Origin of the sequence: Streptomyces sp. NPDC003247 (assembly GCF_042888135.1) — a bacterium.
Lineage (GTDB): Bacteria > Actinomycetota > Actinomycetes > Streptomycetales > Streptomycetaceae > Streptomyces.
The window spans coordinates 576,415-599,963 of the sequence record NZ_JBIAPF010000003.1 but is presented as its reverse complement, the minus strand read 5'-3'; the positions used below and the strand labels follow the sequence as shown (position 1 = coordinate 599,963).

Annotated in this window: 21 protein-coding genes; 11 read left to right on the top strand and 10 right to left on the bottom strand. The window is 73.9% G+C overall.

Annotated elements, in window-relative coordinates; all coding sequences use genetic code 11:
* The first annotated feature begins 26 nt into the window (after window positions 1–26).
* Both murC and msrB read left to right on the top strand, forming a co-directional pair.
* Window positions 27–1,418: a UDP-N-acetylmuramate--L-alanine ligase gene (gene murC, locus ACFYWQ_RS12060; protein WP_389515345.1), complete on the top strand. Its 1,392-nt coding sequence runs from the start codon at window positions 27–29 to the stop codon at window positions 1,416–1,418.
* A 22-nt stretch (window positions 1,419–1,440) separates the two neighbouring features.
* On the top strand, window positions 1,441–1,848 hold the full coding sequence (gene msrB / locus ACFYWQ_RS12055; RefSeq protein ID WP_389515344.1) for a peptide-methionine (R)-S-oxide reductase MsrB: 408 nt from the start codon (window positions 1,441–1,443) through the stop codon (window positions 1,846–1,848).
* Between the two features lie 92 nt (window positions 1,849–1,940).
* Here the strand turns inward: msrB and ACFYWQ_RS12050 are convergent, their stop codons facing one another.
* The 3 genes from ACFYWQ_RS12050 to ACFYWQ_RS12040 form a co-directional block, all read right to left on the bottom strand.
* Window positions 1,941–3,005, bottom strand: a complete 1,065-nt coding sequence (locus ACFYWQ_RS12050; protein ID WP_389515342.1) for a YbhN family protein — start codon at window positions 3,003–3,005, stop codon at window positions 1,941–1,943.
* A 365-nt stretch (window positions 3,006–3,370) separates the two neighbouring features.
* Window positions 3,371–4,822, bottom strand: coding sequence for a sensor histidine kinase (locus ACFYWQ_RS12045; RefSeq protein ID WP_389515340.1), 1,452 nt, complete (start codon window positions 4,820–4,822; stop codon window positions 3,371–3,373).
* Entirely contained in the window at window positions 4,819–5,508 is a 690-nt protein-coding gene (locus ACFYWQ_RS12040; RefSeq protein WP_389515338.1) for a response regulator transcription factor, read from the bottom strand. Before ACFYWQ_RS12040 ends, ACFYWQ_RS12045 begins: the two co-directional genes overlap by 4 nt.
* Before the next feature lie 167 nt (window positions 5,509–5,675).
* Between ACFYWQ_RS12040 and ACFYWQ_RS12035 the strand changes: the two genes are divergently transcribed.
* The 3 genes from ACFYWQ_RS12035 to ACFYWQ_RS12025 are packed head-to-tail and all read left to right on the top strand — an operon-like array spanning window position 5,676 to window position 8,483.
* Entirely contained in the window at window positions 5,676–7,013 is a 1,338-nt protein-coding gene (locus ACFYWQ_RS12035; protein ID WP_389515336.1) for a ferric reductase-like transmembrane domain-containing protein, read from the top strand.
* A 17-nt stretch (window positions 7,014–7,030) separates the two neighbouring features.
* Window positions 7,031–7,741 (top strand): FMN-binding protein, encoded by a 711-nt coding sequence (locus ACFYWQ_RS12030; RefSeq protein ID WP_389515941.1) that lies wholly within the window; start codon window positions 7,031–7,033, stop codon window positions 7,739–7,741.
* A 1-nt stretch (window position 7,742) separates the two neighbouring features.
* The gene (locus ACFYWQ_RS12025; protein ID WP_389515333.1) at window positions 7,743–8,483 is read left to right on the top strand and encodes an FAD:protein FMN transferase; all 741 of its coding nucleotides are present in this window, start codon (window positions 7,743–7,745) and stop codon (window positions 8,481–8,483) included.
* Between the two features lie 254 nt (window positions 8,484–8,737).
* Here the strand turns inward: ACFYWQ_RS12025 and ACFYWQ_RS12020 are convergent, their stop codons facing one another.
* Window positions 8,738–10,891 carry an ArnT family glycosyltransferase gene (locus ACFYWQ_RS12020; RefSeq protein ID WP_389515331.1) on the bottom strand — a complete coding sequence of 718 codons (2,154 nt, stop codon included), beginning with the start codon at window positions 10,889–10,891 and terminating at the stop codon, window positions 8,738–8,740.
* A 347-nt stretch (window positions 10,892–11,238) separates the two neighbouring features.
* Here ACFYWQ_RS12020 and ACFYWQ_RS12015 point away from each other — a divergent pair, with 347 nt between their 5' ends.
* The 3 genes from ACFYWQ_RS12015 to ACFYWQ_RS12005 are packed head-to-tail and all read left to right on the top strand — an operon-like array spanning window position 11,239 to window position 13,819.
* A complete protein-coding gene (locus ACFYWQ_RS12015) occupies window positions 11,239–12,381 on the top strand; it encodes an ABC transporter ATP-binding protein (RefSeq protein ID WP_389515329.1) in 1,143 nt (380 codons plus the stop codon).
* Window positions 12,378–13,145, top strand: coding sequence for an ABC transporter permease (locus ACFYWQ_RS12010; protein WP_389515327.1), 768 nt, complete (start codon window positions 12,378–12,380; stop codon window positions 13,143–13,145). Before ACFYWQ_RS12015 ends, ACFYWQ_RS12010 begins: the two co-directional genes overlap by 4 nt.
* Window positions 13,142–13,819, top strand: a complete 678-nt coding sequence (locus ACFYWQ_RS12005) for an ABC transporter permease (RefSeq protein WP_389515325.1) — start codon at window positions 13,142–13,144, stop codon at window positions 13,817–13,819. The genes ACFYWQ_RS12010 and ACFYWQ_RS12005 overlap by 4 nt, the downstream gene beginning before the upstream one ends.
* 383 nt (window positions 13,820–14,202) lie before the next feature.
* Here the strand turns inward: ACFYWQ_RS12005 and ACFYWQ_RS12000 are convergent, their stop codons facing one another.
* From ACFYWQ_RS12000 to ACFYWQ_RS11985, 4 genes are read right to left on the bottom strand one after another with little or no spacing between them, the layout of a single operon-like run.
* Window positions 14,203–14,802 carry an ATP/GTP-binding protein gene (locus ACFYWQ_RS12000; RefSeq protein WP_389515323.1) on the bottom strand — a complete coding sequence of 200 codons (600 nt, stop codon included), beginning with the start codon at window positions 14,800–14,802 and terminating at the stop codon, window positions 14,203–14,205.
* Entirely contained in the window at window positions 14,789–15,229 is a 441-nt protein-coding gene (locus tag ACFYWQ_RS11995; RefSeq protein WP_389515322.1) for a DUF742 domain-containing protein, read from the bottom strand. Before ACFYWQ_RS11995 ends, ACFYWQ_RS12000 begins: the two co-directional genes overlap by 14 nt.
* 49 nt (window positions 15,230–15,278) lie before the next feature.
* On the bottom strand, window positions 15,279–15,755 hold the full coding sequence (locus tag ACFYWQ_RS11990) for a roadblock/LC7 domain-containing protein (RefSeq protein WP_389515320.1): 477 nt from the start codon (window positions 15,753–15,755) through the stop codon (window positions 15,279–15,281).
* Window positions 15,752–18,940, bottom strand: coding sequence for an ATP-binding protein (locus tag ACFYWQ_RS11985; RefSeq protein ID WP_389515319.1), 3,189 nt, complete (start codon window positions 18,938–18,940; stop codon window positions 15,752–15,754). Before ACFYWQ_RS11985 ends, ACFYWQ_RS11990 begins: the two co-directional genes overlap by 4 nt.
* Before the next feature lie 330 nt (window positions 18,941–19,270).
* On the opposite strand from ACFYWQ_RS11985, the gene ACFYWQ_RS11980 reads away from it, so the two are divergent.
* From ACFYWQ_RS11980 to ACFYWQ_RS11970, 3 genes are read left to right on the top strand one after another with little or no spacing between them, the layout of a single operon-like run.
* Window positions 19,271–20,227, top strand: a complete 957-nt coding sequence (locus ACFYWQ_RS11980; RefSeq protein ID WP_389515317.1) for an ABC transporter substrate-binding protein — start codon at window positions 19,271–19,273, stop codon at window positions 20,225–20,227.
* Between the two features lie 10 nt (window positions 20,228–20,237).
* A complete protein-coding gene (locus tag ACFYWQ_RS11975) occupies window positions 20,238–22,109 on the top strand; it encodes an aromatic amino acid ammonia-lyase (protein ID WP_389515315.1) in 1,872 nt (623 codons plus the stop codon).
* Between the two features lie 44 nt (window positions 22,110–22,153).
* Window positions 22,154–22,570 (top strand): ankyrin repeat domain-containing protein, encoded by a 417-nt coding sequence (locus ACFYWQ_RS11970; RefSeq protein WP_389515313.1) that lies wholly within the window; start codon window positions 22,154–22,156, stop codon window positions 22,568–22,570.
* 6 nt (window positions 22,571–22,576) lie between these two features.
* On the opposite strand, the gene ACFYWQ_RS11965 is transcribed toward ACFYWQ_RS11970, so the two are convergent.
* Together ACFYWQ_RS11965 and ACFYWQ_RS11960 are read right to left on the bottom strand one after the other, a co-directional pair.
* Entirely contained in the window at window positions 22,577–23,206 is a 630-nt protein-coding gene (locus ACFYWQ_RS11965) for an ATP/GTP-binding protein (RefSeq protein ID WP_389515311.1), read from the bottom strand.
* On the bottom strand, window positions 23,193–23,549 hold the full coding sequence (locus ACFYWQ_RS11960) for a DUF742 domain-containing protein (RefSeq protein ID WP_389515310.1): 357 nt from the start codon (window positions 23,547–23,549) through the stop codon (window positions 23,193–23,195). The genes ACFYWQ_RS11965 and ACFYWQ_RS11960 overlap by 14 nt, the downstream gene beginning before the upstream one ends.

The window sequence follows — 23,549 nt, the reverse complement described above, 5'->3', positions numbered from 1 at the left end:
ATGCACCGCACTCTGGGAGAACTCGCATGGCACCCGGCCTTCCTACCGCCATGGACCGACCGCACTTCATCGGCATCGGCGGTGCCGGCATGTCGGGCATCGCGAAGATCCTGGCCCGGCGCGGGGCCAAGGTGGCGGGGAGCGACGCGAAGGAGTCGGGGACGGCCGAGGCGCTGCGGGCGCTGGGCGTGACCGTGCACATCGGGCACGCCGCCGGCCACCTGGCCGACGACGCCAGCTGTGTCGTGGTGTCGTCGGCGATCCGGGCGGACAACCCCGAGCTGGCCCGCGCCGCGGAGCTGGGCGTCCCGGTGGTGCACCGCTCCGACGCCCTGGCCCGGCTGATGGACGGGCTGCGGCCGATCGCCGTCGCCGGCACGCACGGCAAGACCACCACGACGTCCATGCTGGCGGTGTCGCTGGGCGAGCTGGGACTGGACCCCTCCTACGCCATCGGCGGCGACCTGGACGCGCCCGGTTCCAACGCCGAGCACGGCGCGGGCGAGATCTTCGTCGCCGAGGCGGACGAATCGGACCGCAGCTTCCACACGTACGCGCCCGAGGTCGCGATCGTCCTCAACGTGGAGCTGGACCACCACGCCAACTACGCGTCCATGGACGAGATCTACGAGTCCTTCGAGACGTTCGTCGGGAAGGTCGTGCCCGGCGGCACGCTCGTGGTCAACGCCGACCACGAGGGCGCGCGGGAGCTGACCCGGCGGGTCGGGGGCGAGGGCGTGCGGGTGGTCACGTACGGCGAGGCGGAGGACGCCGACGTGCGGGTGCTGGCCGTCGAGGCGCAGGGGCTGAAGAGCCGGGTGACCGTGCTGCTGGACGGGCGGGAACTCACCTTCACGGTCTCCGTACCGGGCCGCCACTACGCGCACAACGCGGTCGCCGCGCTGGCGGCGGGCGTGGCCCTCGGGGTGCCGGCCGGGGACCTCGCGCCGGCGCTGGCCGCGTACACGGGTGTCAAGCGGCGCCTCCAGCTGAAGGGCGAGCGGGCGGGCGTCCAGGTCGTCGACTCCTACGCGCACCACCCGACCGAGATGACCGCGGACCTGGAGGCGATGCGCGCGGCGGCCGGTGACGCCCGCATCCTGGTCGTCTTCCAGCCCCACCTCTTCTCCCGGACGCAGGAACTGGGCCAGGAGATGGGCCGGTCGCTGGCCCTCGCGGACGCCTCCCTCGTCCTCGACATCTACCCGGCCCGCGAGGACCCGATCCCGGGCATCACCAGCGAGCTGATCGTCGACGCGGCCCGCGCGGCCGGCGCCGACGTGACGCCGGTGCACGACAAGGACCAGGTGCCCGCCCTGATCGCGGGAATGGCCGGGCCCGGTGATCTCGTTCTCACCATGGGCGCGGGCGACGTCACGGACCTCGGCCCGCGCATCCTGGACCGTCTCGCACAGTGATCTGAGTAAGGGGTTGGCCTTCATGTCGTACGACGTCGAAAAGCCCGACGAGCAGTGGCGGGCGGAGCTCACCCCGGCGGAGTACGCCGTGCTGCGCCAGGCGGGGACCGAGCCCGCCTTCACCGGTGAGTACACCGACACCAAGACGCGGGGCGTCTACTCCTGCCGGGCCTGCGGCGCCGAACTGTTCACCTCCGACACCAAGTTCGACTCCCACTGCGGCTGGCCGTCGTTCTTCGACCCGAAGGACAGCGACGCGGTGGAGCTGCTGGAGGACCGCTCGCACGGCATGCGGCGGACCGAGGTGCGGTGCGCGCGGTGCGGCTCGCACCTCGGGCACGTCTTCGAGGGCGAGGGCTACCCGACCCCGACGGACCAGCGCTACTGCATCAACAGCGTCTCCCTGCGCCTGACGCCCGACGGGAACTGACGCCCACCGGGAACCGACCCCCGGGCGGAGCCGGCCCGCCCCGGCTCCGCCCGTCGTCCTCCCGCCGGGCGGGCCAGCTGCCGTTCCCCGTCTCACAGTGCCTTCCGCTGGACCAGCGCCGACAGCACCAGCATCCCGGGCAGCAGGGGCAGCCAGACGGTCAGGGCGCGGTAGCCGATGACCGTGGCCGTGGCCAGGGCGAGGGGGGTGCCGTAGCCGGCCAGGGTGAGGACCAGGGCCGCGTCGACCGGGCCGATGCCGCCCGGGGCCGGGACGGCGCCCGCCGCGGTGCTCGCGGCGAGGAACGCGAACACCAGTTGCGGCCACGACAGCGGGACGCCGAGCGCCGAGCCGACCGAGGCGACCACGCAGGCCTGGAGCAGCGGTGCCGCCATCGCCCCGCACCACAGGGGCAGGCACCGGCCCGGGCGGGTGTGCAGGTGACGGGCGTCGGTGAGCGCCGTACGGACGAACGCCAGGGCCGGGCCGCGCCAGGCGCGGACCAGGACCAGGAGCGCCGCGGCCGCCGCGGGGGCGAGGAGCAGGCCCACGACCGCCAGGACCAGCGTCCGTCCCCGCGGGAGGAGCGCGGACGGCGGCACCGCGGCCGGGGCGGCCAGGACGAAGACGAGCAGTAAGGGTGTCTTCGCCACCGCTCTGACCAGGGAGTACAGCGCGATCGAGGCGGTGGCCCGGGGGAGCGGGACGCCCTGGCGCAGCAGGAAGCGGACGGTGACCGCGTGGGCGCCGATGCTCGCCGGGAGGAGGTGGTTCGCGGCGCCCGCGGCGACCTGGGAGGCCAGCAGCAGGCCCTTGGGCAGCCGGTCGGGGACCGCGCCCTGGCGGACACAGGCGGCGGCGACCCAGCCGAGGCAGGTGAACACCAGCCCGGCCAGCAGCCACCAGGGGTCGGCGGTGGCGAGGCGGGCGGTGCCGTCGCGCACGGCACGCCAGTCGATCGCCGCCCAGATCCCCAGCAGCAGGACCGGGAACAGCATCAGGACGCGGCGGACGGACGAACCGGCCACACGGTCGGCGGAGGCCGCGGAGGCCGCGGAGGCCGTGAGGGGCGCGGGGGCGGTCGGGGAGTCCTCGGGGTGGCGGTCGTCCGCGCGGGGGAGCGGGGAGGCGGGACCGTCGAGCGGCAGCAGGGACACGGCGCACGTCGTCCTTCCGCGTCACCTCCGCGGACGCCGGGGTGACGGAATAGGGCCCTGGGCAGGGAAGGGGCGGGGGAGGAGATTCCCCTCCGGCGTGACGGTGCGGTGTCCGGGAGCCGACGGTGCGAGGGCGGAGGGGCGACTGCGGTGCGGTGCGGTGCGGTGTGGGGTGGGGTGGGGTGGGGCGATGATGTGGCGCGGTGTGGTGCGGTGCGTAGGGCTGTGGGAGTTCTGCCCGGGGCGCCCGCCGCTCATCCCGCTCCCGGCACCGTCCGGTCGACGCCGCCCGAGATCCCGTCCGGCGGCGCTGCCCGCTGCCAGCCGTGAGCCGTCAGCCGTGAGCTGTCGTACGGCCGTCGGCGTCAGCCGTCGCCGGGCGGTCGCAGGGGCAGTGTCAGGGCGAAGACCGTGCGGCCCGGGGCGTCGTCCAGGTCGAGGGTGCCGCCGTGGGCCTCGACGAGGGCGCGGGCCACCGCCAGGCCGAGGCCGCTGCCGCCGCGGTCGCGGCTGCGGGCCTTGTCGACGCGGTAGAAGCGGTCGAAGACCCGCTCCCGGTCGCCGGCCGGGATGCCGGGGCCCTGGTCGCTGACGCCGACCCGTGCCGCGTCCCGGGTGGCGGACACCGCGACGGAGACCGGGGTGCCGGCCGGGGTGTGCACGGCCGCGTTGGTGAGGAGGTTGTCCAGGACCTGCCGGACGCGCTGGGGGTCCAGGCACAGCCGTACCGCCGACGGGCCCGGCGCCACCGTCAGCGGGTGGTTCGGGTGGCTCGCCAGGAAGGCGTCGGCCGCCTGCTCGACCAGCTCCACCAGGTCGGTGTCCTCCCGCCGCAGCGGTGTGTCGACCTCCGCCGCGTCCAGCCGGGCCAGCATCAGCAGGTCGTCGAGGAGGACGCCCATGCGCGCGGCCTCCGCGCGCAGCCGCGCCAGGTGCCGGTCGCGCTCCTCGGGCGCGTTGGCGGCCGCGTACTGGAAGAGGTCCGCGTAGCCGCGCACCGACATCAGCGGGGTGCGCAGTTCGTGCGAGGCGTCCGCGACGAAGCGGCGCAGCCGCTGCTCGGCCCGGGCGCGGACCGCTAGGGAGTCGTCGATGTGCTCCAGCATGGTGTTGAACGCGGTGCGCAGCTCCTCCACCTCGGGCCCGCCGCCGGCCCGGTCGGCGCGCAGCGGCAGCCGGGCCGCCGTCTCGGTGAGGTCGTGCGAGGCGATGCCGTGCGCGGTGTGCGCCATGTCGCTCAGCGGCTTCAGCCCGCGCCGCAGCAGGGCCCGGCCGACCACCACGAGGGTCAGCAGCGCGAGCGCGAAGGTGACGACCTGGATCGTGATCAGGTGCTGGACGGTGTCCTCGATGTCGTCCATGGGCGCGCCGCTCACCAGGATCACGCCGGGCTCGACCTCGCAGGCGCGCAGCCGGTACAGGCCCTCGCCGTCCAGGTACTCGGTGCGCAGCACCTCCGACTCCCCGGCGGCCCGCGCGCGGGCCGCCGCGGTGAGGTCCTCGACGTCCGCGGGCACGTCGGCGGCGTCCTCGGGCGCGCGGAGCACGGGCGTGCCGTCCGACACGTCGTACACGGCGTAGTACCAGCGGTAGTACTTCTTGCCCTCCAGCGTGCCGTAGGTCGCGATGCTCTTGGACTGGGCGAGCTGGGCGATCCGGAGCTGCTCGTTGAGCTGCTGCGACAGGTAGTCGCGCATGTACGTCGTCAGGGCCGTGCCGACGACCGCGAAGACCACCAGCGACAGCACGCCGAGGGCGAGGGCGAGGCGGGTGCCGAGCCGGAGCCGGCGGTACGTCTGCCGGAACCGCCCGATCACTCCGCCGCCCGCCGGACGACGTATCCGAACCCGCGCACGGTGTGGATCATCGGCGCGCCCGTCGCGTCCAGCTTGCGGCGCAGCCGGCTGACGACCAGCTCGACGACGTTGGAGCGGCCGCCGAAGCCGTACTCCCACACGTGGTCGAGGATCTGCGCCTTGGTGAGCACGGTCGGCGACTTGCGCATCAGGTAGCGCAGCACCTCGTACTCGGTCGGGGTGAGCGTCAGCAGGCTCTCGCCGCGCCGCACCTCACGGGTGTCCTCGTCCATGGTCAGGTCGCCGACCCGCAGGACCGACCGCTGGAAGGCGGGGCCCGCGCTGCGCCGCAGCACGGTGCGCAGCCGGGCCATCAGCTCCTCGACCGCGAACGGCTTCACCAGGTAGTCGTCGCCGCCCCGGGTCAGGCCCGCGACCCGGTCGGCGACCCCGTCCCGGGCGGTGAGGAAGACCACCGGCACCATCGTCCCGGAGCGGCGCAGCCGGTCCAGGACGCCGAAGCCGTCGACGTCGGGCAGCATCAGGTCGAGCACCACGATGTCCGGCCGGAACTCGGCGGCGCGGCGCAGCGCCTCCTCGCCCGAGTTCGCGGTGACCGCTTCCCAGCCCTCGTAGCGGGCGACCGTCGCCACGAGATCGGCGATCGGCGGGTCGTCGTCCACCACCAGCAGTCGTACTTTTTCCACCCGCACATACTGCGCCACCCGCCCCCGCGCACCAGACCCCGGTGCGGCGCGGAGGGCGATCGATACCCACTTGAAAGTTGTACGACAGGTAATCGACAGCTCCGGGCGGCGAAGCTCTGTGTCCTAGGACCAGATCGTCCTAGGAGCAGATCAAGGAGTTCCCGTCCGTGACGACCGTGCAGTCGCCTCCCGTACCCCCCACGGCGATACGTCCCAAAGTCGTGGCCCGCACCGGCCTGTACGCCGTGCTGGCCGCGAACGCGGCCGTCGTGACGCTCTTCGCCGTACAGGCGGGCTTCGCCTCCAACGCCCTGGTGGTGCTGGGCCGCTTCACCGGCCTCTACGCCGCCCTGCTGATGGCCTTCCAGCTGCTGCTGGTGGCCCGGCTGCCCTGGCTGGACCGCCGTATCGGCATGGACCGGCTGACCAACTGGCACCGCTGGACCGGCTTCGGCCTGCTGTGGACGCTGGTCGGGCACGTGGTGTTCATCACCTTCGGCTACGCCCGGTCGTCCTCCCTGGACCCGGTGAGCCAGCTCGTCGACCTCGCCGAGACCGTCGAGGGCGTGTTCCGCGCGGTCGTCGCGCTGGGGCTGATCCTGGTGATCGGCGCCGTCTCCGCCCGCTGGGCCCGGCGCCGGCTGGCCTACGAGACCTGGCACTTCATCCACCTGTACACGTACGTCGCCGTGGTGCTGGCCTTCACCCACCAGGTCGCCGTCGGCACCACCTTCACCTCCTCGCCCGCCGCCACCGGCTACTGGTACACCCTGTGGGCCGTCGCCCTGGGGTCCGTCCTCGTGGGCCGGGTGGGGCTGCCGCTGTGGCGCAACCGGCGCCACCGGCTGCGCGTCGAGAGGGTCGTGGCCGAGTCCGACACCGTGGTCTCCGTGTACATCACCGGCCGTGACCTGGACCTGCTGCCGGCCCGCGCGGGCCAGTTCTTCCTGTGGCGGTTCCTCACCCGGGACCGCTGGTGGCAGGCGAACCCGTTCTCCCTGTCGGCCGCGCCCGACGGCCGCACCCTGCGTTTGACCGCCAAGGCCGCCGGCGACGGCTCGGCCGGCCTGCGCCACCTGAAGCCCGGCACCCGCGTCTTCGCCGAGGGCCCCTACGGCGCCTTCACCGCGATGCACCGGACCCGCCCGGAGGCCGTGCTGGTCGCCGGCGGCGTCGGCGTCACCCCCATCCGGGCCCTGCTGGAGGAGCTGCACGGGCACGCCGTCGTCGTCTACCGCGTGGGCAGCGACCGGGACGCGGTCCTCTACGACGAACTGCGCGACCTCGCCCACGCCAAGGGCGCCGAGCTGCACCTGGTGACCGGCCCGCCCGTCCCCGACCGGCTGGCCCCGGCCGAGCTGGCCCGGCTGGTGCCGGACATCGCCGACCGCGACGTCTTCCTGTGCGGCCCGCCGCCGATGATGAACGCGGTCCTGGGCAGCCTGCGCGCGCTGGACGTGCCCCGGCAACAGATCCATTTCGAGCGCTTCAGCCTGGCGGGATGACGGAGACGAGGAAGAACGTGAAGCGAGCACTACCTGTCCTGGTCCTGTCCGTGGCCGGCCTCGTCCCGGTGTGGCGCTACGAGCCGTCCACCAGCACGTCGGCGGCCGAGGCACCGGCGTCGGCACCCGCGGCGTCCTCCACGGCCCCCGCGTCCGGCTCCTCGGGGCTGGTCGTCAAGGGCACGACCGTCGCCACCGAGAAGGGCGACGTGCAGGTCGAGGTGACCTTCGACGGTGACACGATCACCGCGGTGCGGATGCTGAAGCAGCCGGACCACCCGCAGACGGCGGCCGCGGTGCCGACGCTGATCGAGGAGACGCTCCAGGCGCAGAGCGCGGACGTCGACACGGTGTCCGGCGCGACCGTCACCAGCGACGGCTACCGCGAGTCCCTCCAGGCCGCGATCGACGCGCAGGCGGCGTCGGCCTCGGCGTCCCCGTCCGCCTCCGCCCCGGAGGCCGACGCCTCCCAGGTCGTGGCGGGATCCACCGTCGCCACCGAGAAGGGCGACGTGCAGGTCGAGGTGACCTTCGAGGGCGACACGATCACCGCGGTGCGGATGCTGAAGCAGCCCAACCACCCGCAGACGGCGGCCGCGGTGCCGACGCTGATCGAGGAGACGCTCCAGGCGCAGAGCGCGGACGTCGACACGGTGTCCGGCGCGACCGTCACCAGCGACGGCTACCGCGAGTCCCTCCAGGCCGCGATCGACGCGAAGGGCGCCTGACGTGCACCGCGTGGAACACGTCATGGGCTTCCCGGTCTCCCTGCGCATCGACGACGAGGGGGACCACGACGGCCCGGCGGACGCCGTCTTCGGCTGGCTGCGGGAGGTCGACGAACGGTTCAGCCCGTTCAAGCCCGGCAGCGAGGTGTCCCGGTACGGCCGGGGCGAGCTGCCGGCCGCCCGGATCAGCGCCGACCTGGCCGAGGTGATCGGCCTGTGCGAGGGGTACCGGGCGGCGACCGGCGGCGCCTTCGACGCCCGGCTGCCCGGCCGGGGCTTCGACCCCTGCGCCGTCGTCAAGGGCTGGTCGGTGCAGCGGGCGGCGGAGCTGCTGACCGCGGCCGGAGTACGCCGCTTCTGCCTCAACGCCGGCGGCGACGTGGTCGTCGCGGGCGGCCCGTGGCGGATCGGCGTACGCCACCCCGAGACCGCCGACCGGCTCTGCACGGTACTGGAGCTGACGGACGGCGCGGTCGCGACCTCCGCGCGCTACGAGCGCGGCGACCACATCCTCGACGGGCGCACGGGAGCGCCGGCGACCGGACTGCTCAGCGTCACGGTCGTCGCGCCGACGCTGACGGTGGCGGACGCGGTGGCGACCGCCGCCTTCTCGCTGGGCGCGGAGGGCGTCGAGTGGGCGGCCGGGCAGGAGGGCTGCCAGCTCTTCGCGGTCGACGCGGGGCGGCGGGTCCTGCGGACGCCGGGGTTCCCGGCGGCGGGGGTGGGGGCCGCCGCCGCGTGAGCACCGGTGCCGGGGGCGCCGGCGGTGACCCTGTGGTCGGGGTGTCGGCGGTGGCCCTGGGGGTGCTCGGGTGCTGACGGTGGCCCTGGGGTTGCTCGGGTGCTGACGGTGGCCCTGGGGTTGCTCGGGTGCCGGCGGTGACCCTGTGGCCGCCGGGGTCGGGCGCGGCCGTGGTCGCCTGGGTGTGTCCCCGGCGGCACCGCTGAAAGGGGCGGTACGGGATGCCGTACCGCCCCTTTTCCGCAGGCGCGTCCTCAGCCGGCGTCGGAGGCGTCCAGCCGGTACAGCCCGCTGTAGTCGCTCACGGCGGTGCCGTGCTTCTTCACCCAGGCCGTGATCTCGCTGCTCGCGGAGCTCCGGCCGCTGTCGCCGACCACGACGTAGTGCAGCTTGCCCGCCTTCACCAGGCTCTTGAGCTTGGCGAGGGTCATGGCCTCGTCGGTGCCCGACCAGCCGCCCATGGAGATCACGGGCTCGCCGGACTCCAGGATGACCGAGGCCGCGGTCTGGTCGGTGGTGACCGCCACGAGCCAGGTGGCGCCGTCCTGGTGCTTCTTCAGGTACGTGATCATCGCGGACGACACCTGGCTGCCGCCGCCCGTCCCGGCGCCCATGCCGCCGCCCGTGCTCCCGCCGGGGGATCCGGCCCCGGCGGTGGACCCGGACTCGTCCGTGGACCCGGACTCGCCGGTCGATCCGGTCTCGCCGGTGGACCCTGCCTCCGTACCGGAGGAAGGACCGGCGCCGCCCGACGGGGGCTGCCCCGGCTGCTGCCCGTCGCCGGTGCCGGTGCCGGTGCCCGTCGGCGCCTCGCCGCCCGGGCGCTGGCCGCCGGCCCCGCCGCCCGTGCCGCCCATACCGCCACCGGTGGTGGGGCCGGCCGTAGGGTTGGTGCCGTTGGGGGTGGAGGCGGCCGCGGACACCGCGTACGCGGCCGGACCGGCCAGCAGGGCCACGACCGCCGCGAGGGCGGCGACCACCGTCAGCCGGCGCCGCCGGGCGAACCGTCCGACCAGCAGCCCGATCACCGCGGCCGCGCCCGCGACCCCGGCCACGACCTCGGCGACCGTGTACGCCGTCCCCGAGCCGGAGACCCGCTGGAGCAGGACGACCGCCCAGACGGTGCTCGCCGCGACCGCCGCCGGCAGCACCCATCCCCACCGCGCCGCCGAGCCCTCGCGGAAGGCCCGGAACAGCATCACCGCTCCGATACCGGCCAGCGCCGCGATGCCCGGGGCCATGGCGGTCACGTAGTACGGGTGGAAGGTGCCCTCGGCGAGCGAGAACGTCAGGTAGTGCAGCACGAACCAGCCGCCCCAGAGCAGCAGGGCCGCCCGCCGGGCGTCGGTGCGCGGGGCGCGCCCGCGCAGCACCAGGCCGCCGATCAGGGCGACCGCGGCGAACGGGATCAGCCAGGAGATCTGGCCGCCCATCGTCTCGTTGAACATCCGGTACAGGCCCGCCTCGCCGCCGAAGCTCGCGCCGTTGCCCTGCGAGCCCGCCGACGAACTCGCCCCGAAGATCCGGCCGAGGCCGTTGTAGCCGACGACCAGGTCCCAGACCGTGTTGTCGGTGGAGCCGCCGATGTAGGGGCGGGACGACGCCGGGATCAGGTCGACGACCACCATCCACCAGGCGCTGGAGACGACCAGGGCGAGCGTGCCGGCGGCGAGGTTGCGGATCCGCCGGCCCAGCGGGGCCCGTGCCGCCCACAGGTACACCAGGAAGAACGCGGGCAGCACGACGTAGGCCTGCATCATCTTCGTGTTGAACGCGAAGCCGATCGCGACGCCCGACCACACCAGCGGCGCCGTCTTCCCGGTGCGCACGGCCTTCAGCAGGGCCGCCGCGCCGAGCAGCATGAGGAGGACCAGGACGGGGTCGGGGTTGGTGTCCCGGGTGATGGCCACCGTGATGGGCGTGAGGGTGAGCGCCAGGGCGGCGACCGTCGCCGCGACCGGGCCGAAGTCCCGCTTCACCATCCGGTGCAGCAGCGCCACCGAGCCCACGCCGGCCGCGACCATGGGCAGCGCCAACTGCCAGGTGCCGTAACCGAACACACGGGCCGACAGGCCCATCACCCACAGCGCGAAGGGGGGTTTGTCGACGGTGATGAAGCTGCCCGCGTCCAACGCGCCGAAGAAGAACGCCTTCCAGCTCTTGGTGCCGCTGTAGACGGCGGCGTTGTAGAAGGAGTTGCCGGTGACGGAGGTCAGGTTCCAGGCGTACAGGGCCGTGGCCAGTACCAGAATCGCCCACAGGGCGGGGCGGGCCCAGCGCGGGTCGTCCGGGGCGCCGGTGAGCAGCCGGCGCGTACGGGCCGCGAGTCCGCGGGCGGCGGGCGGTCCGGCCCGGTGCGGGGCACCGTCCTCCCGGGCGGGGGCGGGCGGCGGGGCGAGGGTCGTCATGGCGCGTACTCCAAACAGGCGTTCGCCCGGGCCGGGCAGGACGGAGGGAGGAAGGAATCGGGCAGGAGGGAATAGGGGATCGGGCGGGACGGAGGGCGAGGAACCGGACGCCTCCCGCGTCCGCGCACCCCCATGGCAGTGACGATCGGTGCCGCGTCTGGGGGATCCCTGAGCCGGCTCTGAGGGGAGGGTGAGAACCAGCGAACTCACAGGCGGGTCACAGAGGGGGCGGGTCGGGCTCGTCAAAACCCCCGCAACACAAGAGGTCTAGACTCTCCCCGCAACGGCCCGACCTCACCCGGTCGAGAACGGGCGGAACTTGCCAGACCCGAAGGGTATTCGGCGTTTTGATACGGATAGATTCAGTCACCAAGCGGTATCCGGACGGCACGGTGGCGGTCGACCACCTCTCCCTGGACATCCCGGACCGTTCGATCACCGTCCTCGTCGGGCCCTCCGGATGCGGCAAGACGACGACCCTGCGGATGATCAACCGGATGGTCGAGCCCAGCGGGGGCCGCATCCTGATCGACGGCCAGGACATCCAGCAGCAGCCGGTCGACACCCTGCGCCGCTCCATGGGATACGTCATCCAGAACGCCGGGCTCTTCCAGCACCGCACGATCGTCGACAACATCGCCACCGTGCCGCGGCTGCTCGGCTGGAGCAAGGACAAGGCCCGGTTCCGGGCGCGGGAGCTGATGGAGCGGGTGGGACTCGACGCCTCGCTCGCCCGCCGCTACCCCTACCAGCTCTCCGGCGGACAGCAGCAGCGCGTCGGCGTGGCGCGGGCACTCGCCGCCGACCCGCCGGTGCTGCTGATGGACGAGCCGTTCTCGGCCGTCGACCCCGTCGTCCGCAAGGGACTCCAGGACGAACTCCTGCGCATCCAGGACGAGCTGGGCAAGACCATCGTCTTCGTCACCCACGACATCGACGAGGCCGTCAAGCTCGGCACGATGGTCGCCGTCCTGCGCACCGGCGGCCGGCTCGCCCAGTACGCCCCGCCCGCCGAGCTGCTGTCCGACCCGGCCGACGCGTTCGTCGAGGACTTCCTCGGCGCCGACCGCGGTATCCGCCGGCTGTCCTTCTTCTCCTCCGCCGGCCTCGCCCTGCTCACCGCGCCGATCGTCGCGATCGACGCGAGCGCCGAGAAGATCGCCGCCCGGGGGGCCGCGGACGACGTGCCCTACCTCCTCGTCACCGGCGTCGACGGCAAGCCCCTCGGCTGGGGCGAGCCGCGCGACCTGACCGCCGGGAGCATCGACGCCGGCCGGCTGCTGCCGTACGGGCGGCCGTTCACGGCCGGTACGGACTCGCTGCGGTCCGCGCTGGACTGCGCCGTGCTCTCGCCGACCGGCTGGGCCGTCGCCGTGGACGCCGAGGGCCGGGCCGCCGGGGTCGTCTCCCAGCAGGCCATCGCCGAGGCGATCCGCGGCGCCCACGCGGAGGGCGGCCGGACCGGCGGGACCACGAAGGCCGCCGGATGAACTGGGACCGCGTCTTCGACATCCCCAGCGACCTCCAGCACAGCTGGACCGGCCTGGTCGGACTGCATCTGCGCGAGGCCCTGCTGCCGGTGCTGGCCGGGCTCGTGATCTCGCTGCCGCTGGCCCAGCTCTGTGTGCGCTTCCGCTGGCTGTACCCGCCGGTGCTGTGGGTGACGACGGTGCTGTACGCCGTCCCCTCGCTGGCGTTCTTCGTCCTCCTCATCGACTACACCGGCCAGACCGAGCTCACGGTGATGATCCCGCTCACCGTCTACAGCCTCGTCGTCCTGGTCCCCGCGATCGTCGACGCCGTCCGCTCGGTGCCGCGGGAGACCCTCGCCGCCGCCACCGCCCTGGGCTTCGGGCCCGTACGCCGTTACGTCCAGGTCCAGCTGCCGATCGCGGTGCCCGCGATCATCGCGGGGCTGCGGGTGGCGACCGTCTCCAGCATCAGCCTGGTCAGCATCGGCGCCCTCATCGGCAACCAGGGCGCCCTCGGCAACCTGATCAACGACGCCAACATCTACAACCGGCCGGAACTCGCGGTGAACGCCGTGGTCAGCATGGCCCTCCTCGCGATCCTCGCCGACGGCCTGCTGGTCCTCGTACGCCTGCTGCTGACGCCGTGGATGCCGCGCCGCGCGGGCCGGACACGGAACGCGGGCCGGAAACGGAACTCGGGCCGGGCACAGAACGCGGGCGAGACACCGAAGGCCGGCCGGCCCGACCCGGCCGCCGCAGCCCTGGAGGACGCAGTCCGGTGAACCTGCTCCACTTCATCAGCGCCTTCCTCGGCGACGGCTCCCACTGGCAGGGCTACGACGGCATCCCCACGCGCGTGGGGGAGCACATCCAGTACACCCTGGAGGCCCTCGCCATCGCCGCCGCGATCGCCCTGCCGGTCGGCCTCGTCACCGGCCACTACGGGCGCGGCGGCAACGCCCTCGCCCTGATCGCCACCGCCGGGCGGGCGCTGCCCACGTTCGGCCTGCTGGTGCTCATGACCCTGCTGCTGGGGTTCGGCCTGGTGAACGTGATGACCCCGCTGGTCGTCCTCGCCGTCCCGCCGATCCTGGTCACCACCTACGAGGGCATGCGCTCCGTCGACCCCTCCCCGGTGGACGCCGCGCGGGGCATGGGCATGAGCGAGGCCGGGATCCTCTTCCAGGTCGAACTCCCCGCCGCGCTCCCCCTGATCCTCAGCGGCCTGCGCTCCGGCGCCATCCAGATCGTCTCCACGGCCACCATCGCCGCGTACGTCAGCCTCGGCGGCCTCGGCCGCTACATCGTCGACGGCCTCTACCAACGCGACTACGAGAAGGTCGTGGGAGGCGCCACCTTGGTCGCGGGCCTGGCCCTGGTCACGCTCGCGGTGTTCTGGGCCGTCGGACGGGTCGCGGTGTCGCCGGGGGTGCGGAGGGGGACCCAGGCCCCGTAGGCCCATCGGGCCCTTGGGCCCGGCCGTTCAGGGGCCTGGCTTCCGGCCGTTCCGGGCCGGGCCCCTGGCCTTCCTCGGTCCCGGCCCCTGGCCTTCCTCGGTCCCGGCCCCCGGCCTTCACCGGTCCCGGCTCCGGCCTTCACCGGTCCCGGCTCCGGCCTTCACCGGTCCCGGCCCCCGGCCCTCCTCGGTCCCGGCCACCGGCCCCTTCCGGCCGGCAGGCCAGGTGAGGGACGCGGGGACGCGCCCCGCCAGGGGCGCGGGGAACTGCGCGACCGGCCCCGGACGGCCCGCGGCGTCCATACGGCCTCCCCTCCGGGCGGGGCGTCCATACGGCCCCCCCTCCGGGCGGGTCCCGGCCTTCGGCCCCCGCCCCCGGGCCGTCACCCCTCCGTGCGTGCCAGGGCCTGTTCCAGGACCACCAGCAGGGCGTCCCGGACCGAGCCGCGTTCGCGGGCGTCGAAGACCAGGACGGGGACGCCGTCGGAGACGTCGAGGGCCCAGCGGACCTCCTCCAGCGCGTGCTCGACGCGGCCGTCGAAGGCGTTGACGGCGACCGCGAACGGGATCCCCTTGTGCTCGAAGTAGTCGACGGCGGCGTAGCAGTCGTCGAGGCGGCGGGTGTCGACGATGACGAGTCCGCCGACCGCGCCCTCCACGATGTCGTCCCACATGAACCCGAACCGCTCCTGGCCGGGCGTGCCGAACAGGTACAGCTTCAGGGTCGGGTCGATGGTGATGCAGCCGAAGTCCATCGCGACCGTGGTGGTCGTCTTGCGCGGGGTGTGGCTGAGGTCGTCGACGCCCGCCGCGACCTCGGTGATGGCCGCCTCGGTGGTGAGCGGCTCGATCTCGGAGATCGCGCCGACGGCGGTGGTCTTGCCCACGCCGAAGCCGCCCGCGATCACCAGTTTCACCGGCAGCGGCGGCCGTACGGAGACCTGGCCGGCGGTGTGCCGGACCAGCGGTTCAGTCGGAGTCACGGAGTACCCCCCGGGAGTCGGGGATGGCGCGGAGGCCATCGATGAGCCTGCGCAGGACGGAAGCGTCGTGGGTGGCGCCGGAGTCGGGCACGTGCACCGACAGCTGCCCCGCCGCGCGCAGGTCCTCGGCGAGGACCCGCACCACGTTCAGGTGCAGCCGCAGCCGGGCCGCGATCTCGGCGATCGACTGCGGCACCCGGCAGGCGGCGACGATGTCGTGCTGTTCGAAGGAGAGCAGGCCGAGGGCGTCGAGCCCGGTGGTGGTGGCCACCAGCTGGGTCTCGACGGGCATGGTCCGCCCGGACGACGCCGCGCCCGCGCCCGCCACCCGGCCGGCCGTGACCAGGAAGGGCCGGACGGCGGGGGCGGGGCCGACGGGTACGACGCCGTCCTCGCCGGCGCCGCGCGGAATGCGGCCGTCCGCCATCGGTGGTTCGCTTCCTCTCTGGACCGGCGGTCTTCGCGGTGACTGCCGGTCAGCGCGACCTGGTGACGCCGACGCTGTTCTTCAGCTCCAGGACCAGCTGGGGGCTGAGCGCGCTGCCGGCGCGGTTGGCGAACACCGTCATCTCGTAGGCGATGTTGCCCAGCTTGGCCTCCTTGTCGGTGACCACGCCGAGCACGGCGCCGGAGCCGATCGCGGAGACCAGCACATGGCCGCCCTCCAGGTCGATGATGACCTTGTTCAGACCGCCCAGGCCGTAGTTGCCGGAGGCGCCCGCCGCCAGGCTGGTGATGCCGGACACGATCGCGGCCAGCCGCTCGGAGTCGGCGGGCTCACGCAGCTCCGACACGGCGATCAGCAGGCCGTCGGAGGACACCGCGATGGCGTCCACCACCCCCGCGGTCTCGGTGGCGAAACGGTTGAGCAGCCAGGTGAAGTCGGCTGCGGCGGCCCGCAGATCGGTCGGAGTGGCTGCTCCGGAGGGAGTCTCACCTGTCGACGTGCTCACTGCTCGGCTCCTTCCGGAGTGTGGTTCTGGTGGTGCCCGGGGGTGCGGTGGTGGTCCGCGTGGTCGTTCCGGCCGTTCGGGACGGGCCGGTGGTTCGAGGCGGTCCGGTCGTTCGGGGCGGCCGCCCGGTCGTTCTCTTCGGTGGTGCGCGGGGCGGGGGGACGGAGACGTTCCCCCGTGTCGCCGCCGGTGTCGCGGTGGGCGCGTTCGACGGCCGCCTCGAACTCCTCCAGCGCGCTGCGGACGGCGTCCGCGTCGGCGAGGGGCACGGTGCGGCGCGCGGCCTGCTGCGCGGCCGCGTCGGCGGTCGTCCGGAGCGTGGCCCCCCGGACACGCCGCCGCAGCGGCCGCGCGCCGCCGACGGCATCGGTGTCGAGGGCATCGGTGTCGAGGCCTTGGGCGGAGGGCCGTCCGGTTCCGGCGGATTCCGCGCGGGAGGCCGCCGTCGGCCGGGCGGCGGGCGCCTCGGAGGCGTCGACGGTCTCTGCGGCCCTGAGGGCTTGTGCGGCCTTGGCGGTCTCCGCGGCCCTGGTGACCTCTACGGCCCTGAGGGCCTGTGCCGCCTCGGCGGCTTCTCCGGCTCCGGTGGCCTCCGCGCCCCGGGCGGCTTCTCCGGCCCTGGCGGTCTCCGCGCCTCCGGCAGCCCCGGTGGCTTCTGCGGTCTCCGCGGTCTCCGCGGTCCTCGCGGTCTCCGGAATCTCCGCGGTCTCCGCGGTTTCTGCTGCCTCCGTGGCCTCCGTGGCCTCCGTGGCCTTCGCGCGGGGGGCAGTGGTCCGGCTGCCGTGGCTTTGGGCCGCGGGCTCGGGCGCGTCCGTGTCCGTCTTGGGGCGGGCCTGGGTCTCGCTCCCGCCCGGTTCCGCACCCGTACGGGCGTGGACCGGCGGTTCCTCCGCGTGGGGCCCGGGGCCGGCCGTGGGGCCGGTCGCCGTCCGGTGCGGTTCCTCGGCCGCGGCCGCCTCGCGCCGGGGCACCCGGCGGGGGAGGGCGCCCGGTTCGCGGTCGCCCGCCGACGCGGGCGGCACCGCGAGCGCCGGGGACGGTCCGGCGGACGAGGAGGAGGACGGGGAGGAGGACGGGGACGAGGGGGCGGACAGGGAGGCGGACGGCTCCTGCGCGTCCGTCGCCTCCACGGCGGACGCGGCGGAGGCGGCGGCCTCCGTCACCCCCGCGGGCGTCGCCTCCGCTCCGCTCGGCGTGAGCAGCAGCGGGGACGGGAGCGCCACCTCCACCGTCACACCGCCGCCGGGCGTGCGGGAGAGGGTGACGTCGATGTCCCAGCGGCGGGCCAGGGCGCCGACCACGAACAGGCCGAGCACCTTCGTCGGGACGAGGTCGAGGCGCTCACGGCGGACGAGGCGGGCGTTCTCCTCGGCGAGGCGCTCGGCGCTCATGCCCAGGCCGTGGTCGGCGATGGTGACCGTCGCCCCGTCGTCGTCGGAGTCGACGCCCACCTCGACCGGGCTGCCCTCGGGGGAGAACGACACCGCGTTCTCCAGGAGTTCGGCGACCATCAGCGTCAGGTCGCCGATGATGTCCGGTTCCACCATGGCCTCGGTGCCGGCGTGCAGCCGTACCCGCTGGAAGCCCTCGATCTGGCCGAGCGCGGCGCGCACCACGTTGGTGAGCGCGGCCGGGCCGGAGTCGAGAACGGTCTCGCGGATGCCGGCCAGCAGCATCAGGCTGTCGGCGTTGCGGCGCAGCCGGACCGCGATGTGGTCGATGGAGTAGAGGCGTTCGAGCAGCGCCGGGTCGGTCTCACCGCGCTCCACGGCGTCGATCAACGACAGCTGACGTGACGTCAGGTTGCTGACGCGGCGTCCGACGTTGCCGAACATCTCGGCGACGTTGCGCCGGCTCAGCACCTGGCGCTCCAGCAGCGCGGCCGCCGTGGTCTGGACGTTGTTGAAGGCCTCGGCGAGCTCACCGATCTCGTCGTCGGCGGTGACCGGCAGCTCGCGCAGCCGCGGCGGCCCGCCCTCCTCGGCGTCGTCGTCCGCCACCCGCGCGAGCTCGCGCCCGGCGACGTCGGCGACCTCCTGCGCGGCGCCGGTCAGGGCCCGCACCGGCCGGATCACCGAGCGGCGCACCAGCACCGCGAAGGCGATCCAGACGACGAAGCCGAGCAGCGCCAGGCCCAGCAGCAGGCCCGCGCGCCACTGTGCGTCGGACGCGGCGGCGTCGGCGCGGTCGGCGATCTGGTGGATGAGCGAACCGGTGACCTTCAGCCGGGTCTCGGCCTGCTCGTTGTAGAGGTGGTAGGAGTCCAGCACCTGCCGCAGCGCCGTGCGGACCTGCGCCTTGGAGCCGGCCTGGAGCGCGCTGGGGTCGACGGCCATCTCGGCGTAGTTCTGGCTGATGGTCGCCATCGCGGTGTTGTGCTCGATGCCGCCGAACTCGTCGGTCTGCGCCTCGCTCGCGAACCGGGCGAACCGCTCGGCCTGGTAGGCGTACACCTCCTGGGAGCCGACCGCGCCGGTGAACTCGATGAGGGCGTTGCTGTCGCGGGTGTTCGCGGAGAAGACGCCGGTCTCGAAGGCGCCGTGCGCGGCGTCGGCGCGCAGCAGCGAGTCGAGCAGGTTGCCGGTGAAGGTGGTGGCGAGCGCGGAGTTGCGGTCGAGGCCGAGGCCGTCGATGAGGCCGTCGGCGGCTCCCGCGTACGCCGGGTCGATGTTGTCGGCGGGCAGGTAGCCCTGCTCGATGGTGCTCCGCAGACCGGCGAGGCCCTCGATCTCCCTCAGGGCCTGCGCCTCACCGGCCGGCAGCCGGTCGCCGAAGGTGTCGCGCACCTCCTGGATCTGGGTGTCGACGTCGAGCTGGGCGACCCGGTAGGCGGAGGTGGAGGGCGTGCCCCCGTCGAAGGACGCCTCGTGCCGTACGGACAGGAGGATGGCCTGCTGGTGTTCGGCCTGCACCGCGGCGACCAGTTCGGCGACCTGGGAGCTGTCCCGCACCAGTTGGGCGGCCGTCTTGGCGCGCTCGGACTCCTGCCCCAGGTCGACGATGAGGTAGTTCAGCAGCAGGGCGATCACCGTCAGCGGAACGCCGACGAGGACGTTCAGCTTGCGCTGGAAGGGCCACCGGTCGGTGACACCCCGCAGGCTTCGGCGGGCGGACGAGGAAGCCGGGGGTGCCGAGGACGCCGGGGGTGCCGAGCCGGCGGGCGCGTCCACCGTGTTCGTGGACACCGGGCCTCCTTCATGGGGTCGTGCAAGGCGTGCGCGCCGCTGTGGCAGGCGTCGACGTCCGTGACACTATCGCTTCTCTGTGCGAAGGGGTGTGGCCGGACGTCAAGAATCCATTACGAAGCCCCGCCTGATCGGGCCACAACTGGCCATGAATCGAAGCCATTCGGTGACCCGAACGCTCTTGACTGATCGAGAAGAGGGTGGATTGGATCGAGTCAGGGGGCTCGGCTTCCACTTCTCCCCCTCCTTCTTCCCGCAGAATCCCCCCACAGATCCCCCGACTTCCCCCACAGACTTGCCCATCGACCTCCAGAGCCCGGAACGGGAACCGTGACTTCCAACGCCCACAGCAGCAGGTCCCTCAGGAACCACCCCGGTGCGGCGGCCGTCGCGCTGGCCGCGACGACGGTCCTGCTGGCGGGATGTTCCTCCTCCGACGACACGTCCGACCCGCTCGCCGAGGAGAAGGCCGACGGCAGCACCGTCGTCGTCGGCTCCAACAACTTCGCCGAGAGCATCCTGCTCGCCGACATCTACGGCGAGGCCCTCAAGGCCAAGGGCATCAAGGTGTCCTACAAGCCGAACATCGGCAGCCGCGAGACCACCTACGGCCTGCTCAAGAACGGCTCCATCACCGTCCTGCCGGAGTACAACGGCTCCCTGCTGGCCTACCTCGACGCGAAGGCCGAGCAGACGTCGCTGGAGGCCGTCAACGCCGCCGCCAAGGCCAAGCTCGACCCCAAGCTGACGCTGCTGGAGTCCTCGCCCGCCGAGGACAAGGACTCCGTCACCGTCAACCAGGAGACCGCGAAGAAGTACGACCTGACGGCGGAGTCGACGCTCGCCGACCTGAAGGACGCCGCCCCCGAGCTGGTCCTCGGCGGTTCCCCCGAGTTCCAGACCCGCCAGCAGGGCATGGTCGGCCTGGAGGAGGTGTACGGGCTGACGTTCAAGTCCTTCAAGGCCCTCGACGCCGGCGGCCCGCTGACCCAGGCCGCGCTGAAGAAGAACACGGTGCAGGCCGCGGACCTCTTCACCACGGACCCGACCATCACCAAGGAGAAGTTCGTCGTCCTCCAGGACCCGGAGAACCTCTTCGGCTTCGCGAACGTGACCCCGCTCGTCTACAAGAGCGGTCTCTCCGACGAGGGCGTCGCCGCGCTGAACGCGGTCTCCGCCAAGCTGGACACCAAGACCCTGCTGGACCTGGACTCCCAGGTGCAGCTGGAGAGCAAGGACCCGCTGGACGTCGCCAAGGCCTGGCTGAACTCCGCCGGCCTGGCCTGACGTACGCAGGTTGGACACGACGGAACCCGGACCGGCCCGGGTCCCTCCCGCACCGGAGGACATCCGGGTCGTCCTGAACGGCACCACCCTCACCGTCGGCGGGCTGATCGCGCTCGCCGACGGTGAGGCCGTGCCCGCGGTGGCCCCCGAGGCCCGCGAGCGGGCCGCCCGTTCCTGGCACACCGCCCAGCGGCTGGCCGCCGCCGGCCGGCTCTACGGCCGCGGCACCGGCGTCGGCGCCCACCGCGCGGTGACCGTCGACGCCGACGACGAGTCGGCGCACGGCCTGCGGCTCCTGCGCAGCCACGCCGGCGGCGCGGGCGCCCTCCTCCCCGCCCGACAGGTCCGCGCGATGCTCGCGATCCGCGCCAACCAGCTCCTGGCCGGCGGTTCCGGCATCCACCCCTCCTTCGTCGACGCGCTCACCGAGGCGCTGCGCCTGGGCGTCCACCCGGCCGTCAACGAGTACGGTGCCGTCGGCACCGGCGACCTCACGGCCCTGGCCCAGACGGGCCTGACCCTGATCGGCGAACGGCCCTGGCTGGACGGCCGCCCGGAGAGCCGACGGTCCGGCGGTCCGGTCGGCGGTCCGGTCGGCGGCCCGGCGGACGCCCCGGACGGCCTCCTCGACGGCCGTCCCACCGCGGGTCTGTACGACTGGCTGGACAGCCGCCCGGCCGACCGCCGGGGCCCGGGCCCGGTCGGCCGGACACCGGACGGAGCGGTCGGGGAGGCGGACACTGGTACGGGCACGGACACGGGCACCGGGAACGAACCGGTCGGCGGCGGCGACGGTGCTCCGGTCGCCCGGCCGGACAACGGGACCGGCACCTCGTCGGCCCGTCCCCTCGCCCTCGCCCCCGATGCCCCGCCGACCGGTCTCCCCGCCCCCGATGCCCCGCCGACCGGTCTCCCCGCCCCTGACACCTCGTCGGCCCGTCTCCCCGCCCCCGTCACCCTGCGCCCCGGAGACGCCCTCGCGCTCCTCAGCAGCAACGCCCTGGCGCTGGCGCAGGCCGCGCTCGGCCGGCACGCGCTCGACGTGCTGCTGCGGGCCACGCACGCCGTGGCCGCTCTGTCCCTCGCCGGGGTCTCCGGTGCGGCAGAGGCGTACGCCGCACCCGTGCACGCCCTGCGGCCCTACCCGGGCGCCGCCCGCGCCGCCGGTGAGGTACGGCGGCTGCTGGGGCTGCCCGACCGCCCGGCCGGACCGGGTCGCCGTATCCAGGACCCGTACGGCTTCCGGGCGTTCCCCCAGGTCCACGGTTGTGCGCTCGACGCCGGCGACAGGCTGCGCGAGGTCGTCGAGGTGGAGATCAACTGCGCCTCGGAGAACCCCGTCGTGATGCCCGACGGCACCGCGGCCTACCACCACGGCGGCTTCTTCGCCGCACCGCTCGGCCTGGCCGTGGAGGCCGCCGGCCTCGCCCTGCTCCAGACCGCCCAGCTCTCCGCCGCCCGCCTGGCGGCGCTCGGCGACCCCCGGCTGACCGGTCTGCCCGCGTTCCTCGCGGCGGGCCCCGCGAGCAGTTCGGGCACGATGATCCTGGAGTACACCGCCAACTCCGCGCTCGCGGAGCTGCGGGCGTGCGCGGCCCCCGCCTCCACGGGGCACGCCGTCCTCTCGCACGGCCTGGAGGAGGCCGCCGGCTTCGCGGGCCAGGCCGCCCGCCAGCTGCTGCGCGCGACCGACGCCTACGCCACCGTCCTGGCCTGCGAACTCGTCGTCGCCGTACGGGCGTTGCGGCTGCATCCGGTGCGGCCGCCGGTCGCCGCCTTCACCGTGGCGGACGCCGCCCTGCCCGACGGACTGGACGACCGCCCGCTGACCGCGGACGTGACGGCGGCCGCCGAACTGCTGCCGCGGCTGGCGCGGTTGTGACGGGACACAGGTGAACGCGTGAGAAGGGGAGGACGGAGGAGAGCGTGAACAGACGCAGACAGAAGAAACTGACGCGGCGTCTCGTGGCGGCGGCCATGTGCGGCGACACCGCCGAGGTCGACGTGCTGCTGCGGGCCGGGGCCGACCCCGCGGCGGGGGACGCCGACGGCACCACACCCCTGTACCTGGCGTCGGTCGAGGGGTTCGCCGGGATCGCGGCACGGCTGCTCGCCGCCGGTGCGCCGCCCGACGCCGAGAGCGCCGGACCCGGTGCGGAGGGAACACCCCTGTGCGCGGCCGCCGCCTGGGGCCACACCGACACCGTCCGCACCCTCCTCGCCCACGGCGCCGATCCGAGCCTGCGCGAGGACCAGGGCACGGGGATGACGCCACTGGAGTGGGCGAGCAGGGAGCCCCACCCGGAGACGGTCGCCGTGCTGCGCGCCGCGGGGGCCCGCTGACGGCGGTCAGTCCACCGTGCCCGGCGGGGGCGCGACGCTCGCGATCACCCGGTCGATCACCCGGTCGATCAGTGCGATCAGCACGTCCCGGCACGAGTCGCGCTCCCGCGCGTCGCACAGCAGCACGGGAACGTCCGCGGGCAGTGCCAGCGACTCCCGGATCTCCTGCGCGGGGTAGGGGTGCAGGCCGTGGAAGCCGTTGACCCCGACGACGAAGGGGATGCCGCGGCGTTCGAAGAAGTCGATCGCGGAGAAGCTGGACTCCGGCCTGCGTACGTCGATCAGCACCACCGCCCCCAGGGCGCCGACGGCCAGGTCGTTCCACATGAACCAGAACCGCTGCTGGCCCGGAGTGCCGAAGAGGTACAGCACCAGGTCACCGCCGATGGTGATCCGCCCGAAGTCGAGGGCCACGGTGGTGGTCCGCTTCTCCTCGATGCCCTTCAGGTCGTCGACGTCCAGTCCGGCGACGGTCAGCGGCTCCTCCGTGCGCAGCGGCGCGATCTCGCTGACCGACCCGACCAGGGTGGTCTTGCCGACGCCGAACCCGCCGGCGACGAGGATCTTCACCGTGTCGGGCGCGGCGACCGGGCCGTGCGTCCCGGCCGTCCCGGTGGTGGCGTCAGATGCGGCCAAGGCCGTCCCTCACTTTCTGCAACAGCTCCAGGTCCAAGGCGGCGCCGAGGGGACGCGGCGGGCGGGCCGTGATCAGGCCCGCCTCCAGCAGGTCGCAGAGCATGATGACGACCACGCTCACCGGCAGGTCCAGCCGGGCCGCGAGCTCCGCCACGGCGACCGGCCGGGCGCACAGCCGCAGGATCCGGGTGTGCTCCGGCTGCGGCCGCGTGGCCCGCTCGGGCGGCGGGTCGACCGCGGTCACCGTCGTGATGAGGGTGAAGTCGGCGCGGCTGGGCCGGGTCCGCCCCCCGGTGAGCGTGAAGGGCCGGACGAGCCGGCCCGTTGCGTCGTCTCCGCTCAC

Excerpts from the sequence above, each read along its gene's own strand:
- msrB (WP_389515344.1), top strand. The coding sequence starts at position 1,441 with ATGTCGTACGACGTCGAAAAGCCCGACGAGCAGTGGCGGGCGGAGCTC.
- ACFYWQ_RS12010 (WP_389515327.1), top strand. The coding sequence starts at position 12,378 with ATGAACTGGGACCGCGTCTTCGACATCCCCAGCGACCTCCAGCACAGC.
- ACFYWQ_RS11995 (WP_389515322.1), bottom strand. The coding sequence starts at position 15,229 with ATGGCGGACGGCCGCATTCCGCGCGGCGCCGGCGAGGACGGCGTCGTA.
- ACFYWQ_RS12020 (WP_389515331.1), bottom strand. The coding sequence starts at position 10,891 with ATGACGACCCTCGCCCCGCCGCCCGCCCCCGCCCGGGAGGACGGTGCC.
- murC (WP_389515345.1), top strand. The coding sequence starts at position 27 with ATGGCACCCGGCCTTCCTACCGCCATGGACCGACCGCACTTCATCGGC.